Source organism: Geothrix edaphica (assembly GCF_030268045.1).
Taxonomy (GTDB): Bacteria; Acidobacteriota; Holophagae; order Holophagales; family Holophagaceae; genus Geothrix; species Geothrix edaphica.
The window spans coordinates 767,797-782,638 of record NZ_BSDC01000001.1 but is presented as its reverse complement, the minus strand read 5'-3'; the positions used below and the strand labels follow the sequence as shown (position 1 = coordinate 782,638).

13 protein-coding genes are annotated in these 14,842 nt (G+C 70.6%); 8 read left to right on the top strand and 5 right to left on the bottom strand.

Annotated features, from left to right (window positions below; translation table 11 throughout):
- The first annotated feature begins 2 nt into the window (after positions 1–2).
- Both QSJ30_RS03445 and QSJ30_RS03440 read left to right on the top strand, forming a co-directional pair.
- The gene (locus QSJ30_RS03445) at positions 3–2,621 is read left to right on the top strand and encodes a M14 family zinc carboxypeptidase (RefSeq protein WP_285606384.1); all 2,619 of its coding nucleotides are present in this window, start codon (positions 3–5) and stop codon (positions 2,619–2,621) included.
- Positions 2,622–2,629: 8 nt separating this feature from the next.
- Positions 2,630–3,226 (top strand): UbiX family flavin prenyltransferase, encoded by a 597-nt coding sequence (locus QSJ30_RS03440; RefSeq protein WP_285606383.1) that lies wholly within the window; start codon positions 2,630–2,632, stop codon positions 3,224–3,226.
- 5 nt (positions 3,227–3,231) lie between these two features.
- On the opposite strand, the gene QSJ30_RS03435 is transcribed toward QSJ30_RS03440, so the two are convergent.
- From QSJ30_RS03435 to QSJ30_RS03425, 3 genes are read right to left on the bottom strand one after another with little or no spacing between them, the layout of a single operon-like run.
- Complete coding sequence (locus tag QSJ30_RS03435; RefSeq protein WP_285606382.1) at positions 3,232–4,161, bottom strand: cell division protein FtsX; 930 nt, start codon at positions 4,159–4,161, stop codon at positions 3,232–3,234.
- A complete protein-coding gene (locus QSJ30_RS03430) occupies positions 4,158–5,243 on the bottom strand; it encodes a hypothetical protein (protein ID WP_285606381.1) in 1,086 nt (361 codons plus the stop codon). Before QSJ30_RS03430 ends, QSJ30_RS03435 begins: the two co-directional genes overlap by 4 nt.
- 9 nt (positions 5,244–5,252) lie before the next feature.
- Positions 5,253–6,275, bottom strand: a complete 1,023-nt coding sequence (locus QSJ30_RS03425; protein WP_285606380.1) for a DUF4388 domain-containing protein — start codon at positions 6,273–6,275, stop codon at positions 5,253–5,255.
- Between the two features lie 103 nt (positions 6,276–6,378).
- Between QSJ30_RS03425 and ribB the strand changes: the two genes are divergently transcribed.
- From ribB to trxA, 3 genes are read left to right on the top strand one after another with little or no spacing between them, the layout of a single operon-like run.
- Positions 6,379–7,494, top strand: a complete 1,116-nt coding sequence (ribB, locus tag QSJ30_RS03420) for a 3,4-dihydroxy-2-butanone-4-phosphate synthase (protein ID WP_285606379.1) — start codon at positions 6,379–6,381, stop codon at positions 7,492–7,494.
- The gene (locus tag QSJ30_RS03415) at positions 7,491–7,985 is read left to right on the top strand and encodes a Crp/Fnr family transcriptional regulator (protein WP_285606378.1); all 495 of its coding nucleotides are present in this window, start codon (positions 7,491–7,493) and stop codon (positions 7,983–7,985) included. Before ribB ends, QSJ30_RS03415 begins: the two co-directional genes overlap by 4 nt.
- A 26-nt stretch (positions 7,986–8,011) precedes the next feature.
- A complete protein-coding gene (trxA, locus tag QSJ30_RS03410) occupies positions 8,012–8,332 on the top strand; it encodes a thioredoxin (protein ID WP_043483480.1) in 321 nt (106 codons plus the stop codon).
- 72 nt (positions 8,333–8,404) lie between these two features.
- Here trxA and QSJ30_RS03405 read toward each other — a convergent pair whose 3' ends face one another.
- Both QSJ30_RS03405 and QSJ30_RS03400 read right to left on the bottom strand, forming a co-directional pair.
- Positions 8,405–9,316 carry an ATP-binding response regulator gene (locus QSJ30_RS03405; protein WP_285606377.1) on the bottom strand — a complete coding sequence of 304 codons (912 nt, stop codon included), beginning with the start codon at positions 9,314–9,316 and terminating at the stop codon, positions 8,405–8,407.
- A gap of 23 nt (positions 9,317–9,339) precedes the next feature.
- Positions 9,340–10,617, bottom strand: coding sequence for a 3-deoxy-D-manno-octulosonic acid transferase (locus QSJ30_RS03400; RefSeq protein WP_285606376.1), 1,278 nt, complete (start codon positions 10,615–10,617; stop codon positions 9,340–9,342).
- Positions 10,618–10,662: 45 nt separating this feature from the next.
- Between QSJ30_RS03400 and QSJ30_RS03395 the strand changes: the two genes are divergently transcribed.
- From QSJ30_RS03395 to QSJ30_RS03385, 3 genes are read left to right on the top strand one after another with little or no spacing between them, the layout of a single operon-like run.
- Positions 10,663–11,673, top strand: a complete 1,011-nt coding sequence (locus tag QSJ30_RS03395; RefSeq protein ID WP_285606375.1) for a CobW family GTP-binding protein — start codon at positions 10,663–10,665, stop codon at positions 11,671–11,673.
- Between the two features lie 47 nt (positions 11,674–11,720).
- The gene (locus QSJ30_RS03390; RefSeq protein ID WP_420798756.1) at positions 11,721–14,228 is read left to right on the top strand and encodes a Tex family protein; all 2,508 of its coding nucleotides are present in this window, start codon (positions 11,721–11,723) and stop codon (positions 14,226–14,228) included.
- On the top strand, positions 14,228–14,830 hold the full coding sequence (locus QSJ30_RS03385; RefSeq protein ID WP_285606373.1) for a hypothetical protein: 603 nt from the start codon (positions 14,228–14,230) through the stop codon (positions 14,828–14,830). The genes QSJ30_RS03390 and QSJ30_RS03385 overlap by 1 nt, the downstream gene beginning before the upstream one ends.
- Positions 14,831–14,842: the final 12 nt, after the last annotated feature.

Sequence of the window (14,842 nt, the reverse complement as noted above, 5' to 3'; positions counted from 1 at the left end):
CCATGGCCTTCCCGGCGCTCCGCCCGCTGCCCGCCCTGCTCTGCGTCGCGCCCCTGCTGGCGGGGCTTCCGCCCGGCCTGCTGCCAGCGGGAGAGTACCGCCCCGAGGTGCCCCAGCCGGACCTCGGCGTCCGCTACACCCCCCATCACGCCCTGCTGGCCTACGTTCGCGGCCTGGCCACCGCCGCGCCGGACCGCGTGAGGCACCTGACCTTGAATGTCACCGAGGAGGGTCGCGAACAGCCCTTCCTCGTCATCAGCTCGCCCGAGAACCTGAACCGGCTGGAGGAGCTCCAGGCCCTCAACGCCAAGCTCGCGGATCCCCGGACGTGCAGCGAAGGCGAAGCCCGGCGTATCGCGGAGACCAACCCCGCCTTCGTGTGGCTGGGCTACTCGGTCCACGGCTCTGAGGCCTCGGGTTCCGAAGCCGCCCTGGCCGTGGCCTACCACTTCGCCGCGGCCCGCAGCCCCGAGGTGCTGAAGCAGCTCGAGCGCGTGGTGCTGCTCATGGACCTCACCCAGAATCCCGACGGACTGGCCCGCCACCGCCAGTCCGTGGCCGAGGCCGCCACGCCCTTCATCACCAGCGATCCCATGGACGCGCAGAACACCAGCCGCTGGCCCGGAGGCCGCTTCAACCACCGGCTCTTCGACCTGAACCGCGACTGGGCCTGGCAGACCCAGGGCGAGTCCCGGGCCAAGGCCGCGGCGTTCCTGCGCTGGAATCCGCAGGTGATGGCGGACCACCACGAGATGTGGCCCGAGGCCACCTACTACTTCCCGCCCACCATGCAGCCCATCCACGAGGCCCTCCCCGAAGCGCACTCCGGCCGCTGGCAGGCCACCTTCGGCAAGGGCGTCGCCCGGGCCTTCGACACCCGGGGCTGGGCCTACTTCAGCCGCGATGTGTTCGACCTCTTCTATCCCGGCTACGGGGACTCCTGGCCCACCTTCCAGGGCGCCGTGGGCATGACCTTCGAGGTGGCCGGCCAGGGCGGCCCCGCGTACAAGCGCCAGGATGGCGAGGTCCTCACGCTCGAAGGCCGCATCCAGCGCCATGTGGCCGCCAGCCTGGCCACGGTGGCCACGGCCGCGGCGGAGCGCCAGGCCCTGCTCTGGGACTTCCAGCGGGCCCGCCGCGAGCAGGTGGCCCTGGGCGACCGCGCGGGAGCCTTCCTCCTGGCGGAGGGGGAGGATCCCGGCCGCGCCCGGGCCCTGGCGGACTTGCTGGGGCGCAATGGCATCGAGGTGCTCCGCACCATGGCCGACCTGGGCACCGCGGGCCTGGATCCGGTCGGCCTGGCCAAGGCCCCCGGCCTGCCCGCCGGCAGCTACCTGGTGCCCCTGGACCAGCCGCGCGGCGGCCTCGCCCAGGCTCTGCTCGAGGGTGAAGCCCGCATGGGACCCAAGCCCACCTACGACATCACTGCCTGGAGCCTGCCCGTGGCCTTCCACGTTCCCGCCTGGCGGGCGAAGGCGCGCCCCAAGGTCGCTACGGCGCCCCTCGCCCCCGCAGCGGAAGAGCCCCTCCCGGCCGCCGCCTGGGGCTACCTCATTCCCGGCGGCTACGAGGGTGCCGAGCGCACGCTGGCGGCCCTGCTCCAGGACGGCTTCCATGCCACGGCCCTGGCGGAGCCCGCCACATTCAAGGGCCGGCGGTTCGGACCGGGCACCCTCGTTTTGCCCCGGCGCACCAATCCGGAGTCCCTGGCCGGGCGCCTGCAGGCCCTGGCCCGGGAGAACCGCCACCCGGTGGTGGCCATGGATACTGGCCAGATGGACGCCGGGCCGGACCTGGGCACCAACCGCGCCCTGATCCTCCGCACGCCGCACATCGCCATCCTCATGGACCGCCCCGCCAACCCCATGGCCTTCGGGGCCGTGGCCCACACCCTCACGGAGGCGGGTCTGCCCTTCGTGCAGCTGCGGGCGGATCGCCTCGGCGCCACCCCGCTGTCCCGGTTCACCCACGTCATCGTCGTGGACGACGGCGCCCTGGGCAAAGGCTGGCAGCAGGCCTTGGGCGAAGGCGGCGCGGCGAAGCTGAAGGCGTGGGTCACGGAGGGCGGCAGCCTGCTGGCCTTCCAGGGCGGCGCGGCCTATGCCTCCCGCGCGGGCCTGACCCCCACGGGCTACCACCTGCTGGCCAAGGCCGCCGAGGAGGCCCGGCTCAAGGAGAAGGATCCCAAGCGCGAGGCGCCCAAGGCCGATCCAGCCGAGCTGGTGCGCCCCTGGGACAAGCGCGAGGAGCGGGCCCTGGAGGAGAGCATCCCCGGGGCGTTCCTGAAGGTCCAGGTGGATGGCAGCCATCCCCTGGCCTGGGGCCTCCACGCCGAAGGCGGAGCGGCCGTGCTGGACACCAGCGATCCCGTCCTGGACCTGAGCTCCGGCGGCGAGAACCCCCTCCACTACGGCAAGGAGGAGCTGAAGCTCTCGGGCCTGGTGCCCAAGGCCATGGAGGCCAGGCTCCAGCAGACGGCCTACGCCTTTCGCGAGAAGCTGGGCCTGGGCGCGGTGATCCTGGTGGCGGGCGACCCGGTTTTCCGCGGCCAGACGCCCTTCACGCGGCGTCTGCTGTTCAATGCGATCTTCTTCGGGGCCTATCGGCCTGCGCCAGAATGAGGCCCGGAATGACGGACGACCGAATGACGAATCCCGGCGGCCTCCGCTTCACCCTCGCCATCACTGGCGCCTCGGGCTCGGCCTTCGGCGTGGCCGTGCTGCGGCGCCTGTCCGCCAGCCCCGCCGTGGAACAGGTCGCCCTGCTGCTGTCGCCCACGGGGAAGCGCTGCCTGCTGGACGAGACCGGCCTCACGCCGAAGGATCTCGCTGCCCTGCCGAAAGTCGGCCTGCGCGATGAGCGCGACCTGGGCGCCGACATCTCCTCGGGTTCCCACCGGCACGACGGCATGGCCATCGTGCCCTGCAGCGCCGGCGCTCTGGGCCGCATCGCCTCCGGCGTGAGCGAATCCCTGGTGAGCCGCGCCGCCGACGTGTGCCTCAAGGAGCGCCGCCCGCTCGTGCTCTGCCTGCGCGAGACGCCCCTCAACCGCGTCCACCTGGAGAACATGCTGCGCCTCCACGATGCTGGCGCCATCGTCATGCCCATCATGCCGGGCTTCTACAGCAGCCCGAAAACCCTGGACGACCTCTACGACACCTTCGCCACCCGCGTGCTGGACCAGCTGGGGCTGCGGGAGGCGGATCCGCGGCGGTGGAAGAGCTAGATCGCCTAGCCCGCGCTCTCCATCAGTGCCGCTTCGGCGCGCTGGGCGCGGCGGGTGGTCCAGAAGGCCCACAGGGCGCCCAGGGCGCCGGTGACGGCGCCCACGAAGGCCAGCAGGGCCATGCTGCCAGCCGAGAAGAAGCCCAGCCGCGCCAGGTCCACCAGCAAGGGCGACAGGCCGCCCATGCCCCGGGAAATGGGCAGCCACAGGCCGAAGAGGCCCAGGAGGGCCAGCAGGCTGCCGCCCAGACCCAGGGCCGCGCCCTCCAGCACCAGGGGCGTGCGGATGAAGCTTTCAGAGGCCCCCACCAGGCGCATGATGGCGATCTCCTCTTCGCGGGCCAGGATGCTCATGCGGATGACATTGCCCGTGGCGAAGCCCGCCGCCACCAGCAGCACGGCGCCGAGACTGGCCAGGGCCGAACGCAGCATGCGGGCCATGTGCTGGATCTGCTCCAGCCGCTCCTGGTCCGCCACCACGTCCCCCACTCCCGGAAGGCCCCGCAGGCTCGCGCCCACTTCCACGGCCCTGGCACCTTCGGCCAGATCCTGGCGGAGGCTCAGCTCCAGGCTTTCGGGCAGGGCCTCCTGCCCCGCGCTCTCCAGCAGCAGGCCGGCCTCGCGGGTGGCGGCCTGGAACCGCTGGCGGTTCTCGGCCGCGGGCACGCGGCGCACCTCGCGGAAGCGGGGATCGCGCCGGAGCCGGGCCTCCGCCTCATCGAGATTCTTGCCGTCCGCCGCGTAGACCACGACCTTGGCCATGTCCTCCAGGCGCCCCACGAAGCGGTCCAGGCTCTCCACCAGCAGCAGGCCGCCGCCCGCCAGGAGGAGGCCCGAGGCCAGGGTGAGCACCGCCAGCAGGTACTGGCCCCGGTGGCGGAAGAGGTCCCGCAGCACGTCCTGGGCCAGCAGGCCCAGCAGGCGGAGCCCGGTCACGAGGCGTTCCCGTCCACGGCCACGCCCTTGAACAGAGAGGTGGCGGGCGAGGGGGTGATGGCCTTCGCCGCCGTCCCGCCCAAAGGAGACTTCCAGAGGTAGATGGTGTCGTACGCCGTGGCGCCGTTCCCCCGCAGGCCCACCAGCCAGTCCTTGGTGCCGGCATGGGCGATGACCCGTAGGTCCGCCTGGTCCGTGGCGCTCCCCAGGGTGGCGGTGGGCGGCTGATCGTAGGCCTGGCCGAACACGCCGGTGGTGAAGACCTCGATGGGCGCGGTCGAGGCGCCCGCATCGGTGTTGTGGCGGGCCACGAAAAGATAGCCGTTCCCCGTATCGAGGGCGAGGGACCCGTACTGCCCGAGAAGGGTCGAGGGCCCGATGATCGTGCTGGCGGCGAAGAAGCCGGAGGAGGTTCCCTTGCGGAGGCGCGGCCCCGTGTAGGTCGTCACAGTCCCCACGGGGTCGCCGGACAGCATGAAGGCGTAGACCGATCCTGAGGCGGAGGCGACCCCCGTCCCCCCGCTATCCCCGCTGGCCATCAGCGCCTGCAGCGCGATCGTGGCGCTCTGCGGCTGGGTGCTGGCGTTGCTGACGACCCAGATCTGGGTGCCGCTGCTGCCGTTCTCGGTGATGTAGAGGGTGTCGGTCTGGGGGTCCAGGCTCGCCTGCCCGAAGGTGGAGCTGGAAAGGCGGCCCGTGCTGGCGAGGCTGAAGGAGACCACCTCGGAGCTGGCGACGTCCCCGCTCTGCGTGCGGATGTTGCTCACCCGCACGATGGTGCCGGTGTCCGAGACCATGTAGAGGTGCCCGTTCTGCCGGTCGAAGCAGAGCCCGCCCCAGGCCAGGCTGGTGATCTTGCTGCTGAACACGGAGGACGTGATCGTCTTGGTCGGAGCGACTGTCGCGCCCGCGCCGTCGTACAGAGCGCTCAGGTCGGTCCAGACGAAGATCGCGCTCGTGGTGCTGTCGTAGGCATAGAGAGCGACGCCCGCGGTGCCTCCGGAGCTGCCGTCGGGCTCCTTGCATCCCAGGGCCAGCAGGAGGACCGAGGCCAGGAGGCCCGAAAGGAGACGTCGGATCATGGAAACCGCCTACTTGGTGGCGAACAGCGCCTTGAGGTGGGTGTTCAGGGTGCGCACCATGTCGGCGTCGCATCCGGCATCCACCGCGCCGCGACTGATGGCCAGGGCGAGGTTCTTCACCGCTTCGGGACCGTCGCCGGAAATGATCTGCTGGGTGGCCTTGGCCTGGAGCCGGTTCACCATCTCGTGCTGGGGTTCAGGCAGCACCATCTTGGCCGCCTGGGCGATGCGCTGGGTGAAGTTCATGAGCTTGACCATGCGCTGGGGATCATCCACCGGCGCGGCTTTGGCCGGCGCGGGCGGCGGCACGGCCGCGGCGAATCCGCCACCGATTGTTTCAGGCAGGGGATCCTGGCCCTCGGGGAAGCCCACAGAGCCCGGCGGGGGGGGCGCGAAGGCCGGGAGTTCCTCCCGGACGGCCGCCGTCGTCGGCGCCGGCGCGGGTTCAGTCGCGGCGGGGGCCTCAACCTTGGGCGGCTTGCCGGAGCGGATGCCCTTCAGCACCACATGGCCGGCCATCACCAGACCGTAGAGGTCCTTGGCGGTGGTGAGGACGGGCTTTTGCATCGCCTCGGCCACCTCGGCCACGCTGTAGTAGCCCGTGGACAGGGCCAGCACCCGCGCCTCCCGGGTGTTCACGCCGTGCGGCGTCTCCCCGGGCAGCAAGGTGGAAGCGGGATAGAGGTCCACGGAGGGGATCTTCTGGCTGATGACGCGCCACTCGTCCATGCGCCGCCCCAGCTCCATGAGAATGGAGGCATTGGGCTTGGTGATGGTGGACGGCACGTCGGGCACCAGCTCCTCGAACCGGTAGCTGCCGTCGAGCCAGAGCGCCACCTCCATGAGGGCCTCGAAGCCCTCGCCCGTGGGGGTGACGGCGTGGATGATCCGCCCGTCCTTGAGGTAGATCCGTGCGCGGGAGGCCTCCTGCTGCACATGGAAGCACCCCGATTTCCCACCCTGGCTCACGAGCTGGATGATGTCGGGCAGCGGCGCCTCGCGCATGGAGCCTTGGATCACACCCTGGGACATGGGTCGTTCCTCTCGGGAAAATAAAGGCCTATAAGAGATGTTCAACCTTACCACGGAGTGCGCCCTTCCCCCCCGGGTCCTCCTGAGCGATGCTGAGGGGTCTATGAGCACCCGCCCCGACTCCCCCTTCGCCTCCATCGAGGAGGCCATCGACACCATCCGGCAGGGCCGCATGGTGGTGGTGGTCGATGACGAGGACCGCGAGAACGAGGGCGACCTCACCCTGGCCGCCGAGCACGTGACGCCGGAGACCATCGCCTTCATGGCCACCTTCGGCCGGGGCCTCATCTGCGCGGCCCTCGAAGGCCCAGTGCTGGACCGGCTCCAGATCCCGCTCATGGTCCGGGACAACACCAGCCCCTTCGAGACGGCCTTCTGCGTCTCCGTGGAGGCCCGGGAGGGCACCACCACGGGCATCAGCGCCCAGGACCGGGCCCGCACCATCCAGGCCCTCATCGCCCCGGACGCCAAGCCCCAGCACTTCGTGAAGCCCGGCCATGTCTTCCCCTTGCGGGCCCGTCCCGGCGGCGTGCTCACCCGCACGGGCCAGACCGAGGCCAGCGTGGACCTGGCGCGCCTGGCGGGCCTGCACCCCAGCGGCGTCATCTGCGAGATCATGAAGGACGACGGCACCATGGCCCGGGTGCCGGACCTGGTCCCCTTCTGCCGCCAGCACGGCCTCCCGCTCGTGACCGTGGCGGATCTCGTGGCCTACCGGCTCCGGCAGGAGCCCCTGGTGGCCCCCCTCGAAGTCCGCACCATGGCCAGTCAGTGGGGCGCGCTGAAGGTCCACCGCTTCCAGAGCCTGCTGGACGGGGGCAGCCACCTGGCCTTCGTGCTGGGCGATCTGGGCGGCGACCCGCCCCTGGTGCGGGTCCATGTCGAGACCCTGCCGGACGACCTGCACGGCTTCGAGACCGGCCTCTTCCAGAAGGCCATGGCCGCCATCTCGAAGGAGGGCCGGGGCGTGCTGGTCTACCTGCGCCGCCATGCCCACACGCCCGGGGTGGCCGAAGAGGGCCACACCCAGCCCCAGGTCATGAACGATCGCGACTTCGGCGTGGGCGCCCAGATCCTGCGCCAGCTGGGCGTTGGAAAAATGCGCCTCCTCAGCCGCCATGAAACCAAGTACATTGGCCTCCGTGGCTTCGGTCTCGACCTTTGCGCCCACGTGCCTCTGGAACCATCCCAGGACCAGCCCCCAACGGATCGGCAGTGATCGACACCCTCTTCCTGACCCGCTCGCCCCTGTTCCGGAACCTGGACGAGGCGGAGCGCGCCCAGATCCTGATGATCGGCCAGGTGCGCCAGGTCAAGGCCGGCGAGGTGATCTTCCGGGAGGGCGATGCCGGGGATGGCCTGTTCATCGTGCTCAAGGGCTCGGTGCGCATCTCCAAGCGGAGCACCACCGGCGAGGAGGCCCTGGCCGTGCTGGAGCCGCCGGCCTTCTTCGGGGAGATGGCCCTCATCGATCTCGCCGCCCGGGCCGCCGATGCCATCGCCAACGAGCCTTCGGAGCTGTTCTTCATCCCCCTCCAGGACCTGCGCTCCCTCATCGAGGTGCAGCACAAGGTCGCCCTCAAGATCCTCTACGCCCTCTGTGAAGTGCTGGCCCAGCGCCTGCGGGAGACCAACGACCGCTACATGAGCATCTTCACCATCGCCCAGTGGGGGGGAGCCAATCCCGGCGGCCCCCTCCCCGTCCCCTGAAGACCCCGAACTTGAAAGGAGTTCCCATGTCCGACCTTGTCGCCCACATCACTGACGCCGAGTTCCCCCAGGCCGTCGCCCAGGGTGTCACCCTCGTGGATTTCTGGGCCCCCTGGTGCGGCCCCTGCAAGATGATCGCCCCCGTCCTGGACGAGTTGGCCGCCGAGATGAAGGGCCAGGCCAAGTTCGTGAAGATGAACGTGGACGAGAACCCCCAGGTCGCCGGCCAGTTCGGCATCATGAGCATCCCCACCCTGATCGTGTTCAAGGACGGCAAACCCGTGAACAAGCTCATCGGCGGCCAGCCGAAGCCCCAGCTGAAGGCCTTCGTGGAGAGTGCGTTCTAATTGATGCTTTTCTCCACATGCAAAACGCCGGCGTGCCGGCGTTTTGCATGTACGGCCTTCGGCCGGAGAACATCACTTTCTTCGCAAGACCAGCCGCACCTGGTTCCCCTTCTCGTTGAAGTGGACTTCGTCCATCACGAGGAGGATGAGGGGTAGGCCGCGGCCGCAATGCGGGGCCATCTCGGAATCGGGCTGGGGGGGGGAGAGCCGGCTGGCGTCGAAGCCCTGGCCCTCGTCGCTGATCTCCACCTCGAACCGCTCGGTGTCCATGGCCAGACGCACTTCCACCAGCCGCCCCGCGTACTGGGGATCCGCCATGCGCTTGGCGCGGAGCGCGGCATAGGGATCCTCCTCGGCGAAGAGATCCCCCTTGAGGCGCGAGTCCAGGTCGAGGTTCCCGTGCTCCAGGGCGTTCACCAGCGCCTCGTGGATGGCCATGGCGATGACGTCGATGTTGCTGGCGGAGGCGAATCCCATGGGCACGAGCCGGTCCGTGAGGTGGTGCATGAGGCTCGGAATGTCCAGCTCGTCGGAGCGGAACAGGAAATGCCGCCGCTCGTTCACCAGGCCCCGCAGGCCATCGTCGGCCTTGCGGAAATCCCGGTGCAGGTCCACCAGGTGGAACACACTCTGCACCAGGTCCCGGAGGGCGATGGGCTTCATGAACAGGTTGGAGGCGCCGAACCGCATGGCCTGGATGGCGTAGTCCATCGAGGCCTGGCCCGTCATGAGCGCCACCGGCAGGTGGGGATGGGTCGCCTTCACCTTGTGGATCACATCGAACCCGTCCATCCCCTCCATGTTGATGTCGCTGAGCACCATGTCGAATGCCGGCGCGTTCGGATTGTGGAGGAGCTCCATGGCCTGCGCCGCATCGGGATAGGCATGGACCTCCATGCCGTAGTGGGACAGGGCTGTCTGGACCATCTCAAGCACGGCCAGGTCGTCATCGATCAGGAGGATGTGCGTCCCGCGGCGGTTCATGGGGGCTCCGTGTTCCCAGGATACTAGAAGGTCACCGGCCTGCCGGGGGCCTCCGCCGGAAACGCCAGGCGCGGCGCGAGCAGGCCGAGGGTGCGGTCAAGGGTGCCCCGCAGGGACTCAGGCAGCGGGAGCGGGCCCTGCGGGCGCAGGGACGCGGAGGCCAGGGTCTCGGCCAGGGTCCGGGCGAGATCCGGCGCCTCAACCACCTGGAGCAGGCCCGCCTCGCGCAGCGGCGGCACCAGGTCCCCGAAATTGGCAAAGCCCGGTCCCACGAGCGCGGGTACTCCCGCCCGGACGGGTTCCAGCGGATTGTGCCCCCCTTCGGCGGCCCATCCTCCAGCCACCAGGGCCACCGTGCCTTCGGCATAGGCGGCCGAGAGCTCCCCGAGGGTATCGAGGAGCAGCACGTCCACCGCCGACCAGGCGGCCGGGGCGGGCCAGCCCGCGGAAGCGCGCCGGAAGGCGAGGCCCTGGCCAGCCAGGAGGCCGGCCACCGCCTCGAAGCGGCGGGGCTGACGCGGGGCCAGGATGAGGCGCAGGCCCGGAACCTGTGCCCGCACCGACCGCCAGGCTCCGATCAGCAGGTCCTCCTCACCGTCCACCGTGTTCCCGGCCACGACCACCGGCCGGGCCGCCCAGGCCTTCCGCAGGTTCTCCCAGCCGGCATGCAGGGGGCGCGGCGGCGGAAGGTCCGCCTTGAGGTTGCCGCCGAGCTGCACCTCCGGCGCCCCCAGGCGCCGGAAGGCCCCGGCGCTGGCTTCGTCCCGGGCCGCCACCAGGTTCAGGCGCGAGGCCGCCCGCCGCAGCCAGGGACCGCCCCGCCGGAGGGACCGCTCCGTGAGCCGGCCGTTCACCACGATGCGCGGGATGCCGCGAACCTCGAGGGCCCGGAACAGGCCCGGCCACAGCTCCGTCTCCAGGGCGATGAAGGCGGCGGGGGCGTGGCGGAGGAAGGGCTCCAGCCCTGCGGGATCATCCAGGGGGAAGGGGCCGCCGCTGACCCGCCCCGTGCCATCGTTCCAGTCCGGCAGCCGGCGGGCCATCAGGTCCATGCCCGCCGGAGTGCCGGTGCTGACGTGGACGCGGTGCCCCGCCTCACGCAGGCGCGCCACCAGGCCGTCCGCCAGCAGCAGCTCGCCGACGCTCACCGCGTGCAGCCAGATCCAGCGCCCCTCGGGCAGGTCCGGAACCTCCGCCTCCAGCCGGAGCCGCCAGGCCCCGGGCAGGCCCCGGGCGCAGGCCCGCGCCACGGCCCCCACCAGGGAGACAGTCGCCAGGTAGCTGAAGTCGAGGAGATCCACGGCTCCACGCTCTCATATTTCGGCCCCTGGCGGCATCATGGAGGGATGTCTGATCGCGCCCTGCTCGAAGTCCTCATCGTCACCGGCCCCCTGGGCGCCGGGAAGACCACCGTGGTGAACCGCCTGCTCAAGGCCGAAGTCGCCGCGGGCCGCCGGGTGGCCGTGCTCATCAACGAGTTCGGCGCCATCAGCGTGGACGGCACCCTGGTCGACGCCGAGCGCCCCGAGCTGGCGGGCGTGGAGAACCTGGTGAACGGCTGCGTCTGCTGCAGCCTCCGCAACGACGTGGTGGATACCCTCCAGGCCTGGTGCGACCAGCCGGAAGGCCAGCGGCCCGAGCGCGTGGTGCTGGAGACCACGGGCCTGGCGGATCCCACGGACCTGCTGGACCTGGAGGTGGAACCCGCCCTCGCCGGGCGCCTGCGGCTGGCGGGCCTGCTCACGGTGGTCTCCTGCCTGGCCCCGGTGGACCACCTGAAGACCAAGCCCCTGCTCCACCGGCAGGCGGCCTTGGCCAGCCTCATCCACCTCAGCAAGGTCGATCTCGATCCTTCGGCGGCCGTGGCCTGGGAGGGCGAACTGCGCTCGGCCTTCAGGCACATTCCGCTGATCCCCACGCGCCACGGGGTCGCCCCGGAGGGCAGCCCCGATCCCTGGCGCGGGGACCTGCGCCCCGTGCCCGAGGGTTGGGAAGCCTCGGGCGGCACCAGCTTCGCCGAGGCGCGTTCCCTCACGCTCCACTGGGACCATCCCGTGGATCCCGCGGCCCTGGAGGCCCTGCTGCTGGCGCCGCCGGAATCCGGCGAGCTGCTGCGCGCCAAGGGCGTCTGCGTCTTCGCAGGCTGGGCCGCGCGCAACGACGGGAGCGACCGCTGGGCCTTCCAGCTGGCGGACGGGCGCCTGGAGATCTCGCCCCTGCCCCTCCTCGCGGATGGCACCGCCACGGCCTGCGTGGCCGTGGTCATCGGCACCGGCCTGGATGCAGCCCATTGGAAGAAGTCCCTCCGCGACCTGGAGCGGGCCCCCCAGGGTGCCCGCCGGAAAGTCGTGCTGTAGGAGCCTCCAGCCCGGCTTGGTATCATCGCAGTTCGCCCGGACCCGGGATGCAAGGAGCAAGTGTGGATCAAGTGCTCGACCTCATGGCCAAGGAGCTCAAGCTCCCCCGTGCCGGCGTGGCCGCCATCGTGGCGCTGCTGGAGGAGGGCAACACCGTGCCCTTCATCGCCCGGTACCGGAAGGAGGCGACGGGATCGCTCGACGAAGTGGCCATCCGCGCCGTCGAAGACCGGCATGCCTACTACAAGGACCTGCTGGACCGCCGGAAGACGGTGCTGAAGTCCATCGACGAGCAGGGCAAGCTCACCCCCGAGCTGAAGGCCAAGATCGAGGGCACCTGGGTGAAGGCCGAGCTCGAGGACCTCTACCTGCCCTACAAGCCCAAGAAGCGCACCAAGGCCACGGTGGCGAAAGAGCGCGGCCTCGAACCCCTGCTGGATTCGCTGCTGGCGGATGATTCCGGCGCAGATCCCTTCCTCATCGCCGAGCCGTTCATCAAGGATGAGGAGGGCCTCCGCTCGCCCTCCGAGTGCATGGAGGGCGCGGGCCACATCCTGGCCGAGCGCCTGACGGAGGACGCGGAGATCCGCGCCTGGCTGCGTCTCGAGTTCCACGAACAGGGCGTGCTCAAGTCCGAGATCCGCGAGGAGCGCAAGGCCGACCAGGCCGCCCTGCGCTTCAAGCCCTATTTCGATTTCTCCGAACCCATCCGCAAGATCCCCAGCCACCGCCTGCTGGCCCTGCGCCGTGGCGAGAAGGAGGAGATCCTCACCGTGAAGCTCCTGGTGGAACGCGAGAACCTGGTGAGCCAGCTCGTCTCCAAGGTCCAGGTGAACCCCGCCAGCGGCTACCGCCGCTTCCTCAACGAGGTGGCCGGCGACGCCTTCGACCGGCTGCTGGCACCCGCCATCGAATCCGAAGTCCGCTACGAAGCCAAGAAGAAGGCTGACGGCGAGGCCATCAAGGTGTTTCAGACGAACCTGGACCACCTGCTGCTGGCGCCGCCCGCGGGCCAGCGCTGCACCCTGGGCGTGGACCCCGGCATCCGCACGGGCTGCAAGCTGGTGGTCATCAACCGCCTGGGCCAGCTGGTGCAGAACGAGGTCATCTACCCCCTGGAACCCAAGCGGGACCTGGACGGCAGCCGCGCCATCCTGGAGAAGCTCTGCACCGGGAATCCCATCGAGGCCATCGCCATCGGCAACGGCACCGGTGGCCGCGAGGTGGAGGCCTTCATCCGCGAGTGGCTGAAGGAGACCAACCGCACGGGCCTCATCTGCGTGAGCGTGAGCGAGGCCGGTGCCTCGGTCTACTCCGCCAGCGACATCGCCCGGGAGGAGTTCCCCGAGCATGACGTCACCGTGCGCGGCGCCGTGAGCATCGCCCGGCGCTTCCAGGACCCCCTGGCCGAGCTGGTCAAGGTGGATCCCAAGAGCATCGGCGTGGGCCAGTACCAGCACGACGTGAACCAGACCGCCCTCAAGAAGGGGCTCGATGATGTGGTCGAGAGCTGCGTGAACCGCGTGGGCGTGGACCTGAACAGCGCCTCGTACAAGCTGCTGGCCTACGTGGCCGGCATCGGCGAGGGGCTGGCGAAGAACATCGTGGCTCACCGCTTCGAGCACGGCGCCTTCAAGCGCCGCGAGCAGCTCCTCGAGGTCGGCCGCTTCGGCGCCAAGGCCTTCCAGCAGGCCGCGGGCTTCCTCCGCATACCCGGCGGCGAGGACCCCCTGGACGCCTCCGCTGTGCACCCCGAGAGCTACCCCGTGGTGCAGCGCATCTGCCAGCTGGCGGGCAAGACCGTGCCCGAGCTCATCGGCAACGACGCCGTGCTGGACGCCCTGGATCCCAAGCTGCTCGTCGATGAGAAGTTCGGCGTGGAGACGGTGAAGGACATCCTGGCCGAGCTGAAGAAGCCTGGCCGCGACCCCCGGCACCAGTTCGAGGCCGTGCAGTTCCGCGAGGGCGTGAACAAGCCCAGCGACCTGGAAGTGGGCATGGAGCTCCAGGGCATTGTCACGAACGTGACCGACTTCGGCGCCTTCGTGGATGTCGGCGTCCACCAGGACGGCCTGGTGCACCTCTCGGAGATCGCCCACCGCTACGTGAAGAACCCCGCGGACGCCCTCAGCGTGGGCCAGGCCGTGAAGGTGAAGGTGCTGGCCGTGGACCTGGAGGCCAAGCGCATCGCCCTCTCCATCAAGGCCCTGCTGGCCGCCCCCGAAGGCGCCGACCGGCCCCAGCCGCAGCATCGGCGGCCCCAGGGGGCTCCCCGCCCCCCGCGGCCGCTCTCCGGGTCACAGACCGGTCCTCAGGCCGGTGGCCGCCCCCAGGGTCCGCGCCCCCCTCGGCCGGAGGGCCCGCGTCCCCCCCGTCCCGAAGGACCCAGGCCACCGAGGCCCGAAGGCGCCCGCCCTCCGCGCCCCCAGGAAGTCCGCCCGCCCCGGCCCGAACGCGAGGTCCGGCCCCCCCAGCCCAAGCGGGAGCCCGCGGTTCCGGCCTCCGGCGCCTCGCTGACGGACCTGATGGCCAAGTTCAACAAGGGGCCCCGCTGATGCGAGGGGTCCTGTCCCTGGCGGCACCGGCGGTCCTGCTGCTCGGACTGGCCTGCCAGCCCCGCGCGGCCTCGCCCGTCTACGGGCCCTGGGAAGAGGGCCTCACCCTGGCCTTCGAGGATCCCTCCCAGCCCCAACCCCAGCGCTCGCTGGATCGCCTTCAGGTTCGGGTCGCCCGGTCATCCATGGCCCCGGGTCCCCCGCGGCTCGTGCAGCTCGATCAGACCAGCCTCCGGAGCCAGATGAGCACGGTGGTCCGGTACCAGGATGGCGGCATCGCCCTCATGGGCGCCGACGGCCAGGTGGTGGCCCAGACGCTGCCGCCCGGCTTCCCCGCCACCACCACCTGGGTGGACCGGGGCGTCGAGTTCCGTGTGGTGGGCCGGGCCACCTGGGAGGGCGCCGCCATCCTGCCGGCCACGTCCGATCCCGTGGGCGTCTGGGTGGAGGCCCGGCCGCCGCAAGGTCCCCGCCGCCGGATCCTCTACCTGCCCAACCTCGGCGAGGTGGAGTCCCAGGAGGAGCGCGGGGGAAGCTGGGTTACCGTGAACCGGCTGGTGGCCCGCGGCTTCCCGGACCTCGCCCTCGCCCCGCGTCCCTGATCGACCATTTCC

Excerpts from the sequence above, each read along its gene's own strand:
- QSJ30_RS03445 (WP_285606384.1), top strand. The coding sequence starts at position 3 with ATGGCCTTCCCGGCGCTCCGCCCGCTGCCCGCCCTGCTCTGCGTCGCG.
- QSJ30_RS03440 (WP_285606383.1), top strand. The coding sequence starts at position 2,630 with ATGACGGACGACCGAATGACGAATCCCGGCGGCCTCCGCTTCACCCTC.
- QSJ30_RS03430 (WP_285606381.1), bottom strand. The coding sequence starts at position 5,243 with ATGATCCGACGTCTCCTTTCGGGCCTCCTGGCCTCGGTCCTCCTGCTG.
- QSJ30_RS03425 (WP_285606380.1), bottom strand. The coding sequence starts at position 6,275 with ATGTCCCAGGGTGTGATCCAAGGCTCCATGCGCGAGGCGCCGCTGCCC.
- ribB (WP_285606379.1), top strand. The coding sequence starts at position 6,379 with ATGAGCACCCGCCCCGACTCCCCCTTCGCCTCCATCGAGGAGGCCATC.
- trxA (WP_043483480.1), top strand. The coding sequence starts at position 8,012 with ATGTCCGACCTTGTCGCCCACATCACTGACGCCGAGTTCCCCCAGGCC.
- QSJ30_RS03405 (WP_285606377.1), bottom strand. The coding sequence starts at position 9,316 with ATGAACCGCCGCGGGACGCACATCCTCCTGATCGATGACGACCTGGCC.
- QSJ30_RS03395 (WP_285606375.1), top strand. The coding sequence starts at position 10,663 with ATGTCTGATCGCGCCCTGCTCGAAGTCCTCATCGTCACCGGCCCCCTG.
- QSJ30_RS03390 (WP_420798756.1), top strand. The coding sequence starts at position 11,721 with ATGCAAGGAGCAAGTGTGGATCAAGTGCTCGACCTCATGGCCAAGGAG.
- QSJ30_RS03385 (WP_285606373.1), top strand. The coding sequence starts at position 14,228 with ATGCGAGGGGTCCTGTCCCTGGCGGCACCGGCGGTCCTGCTGCTCGGA.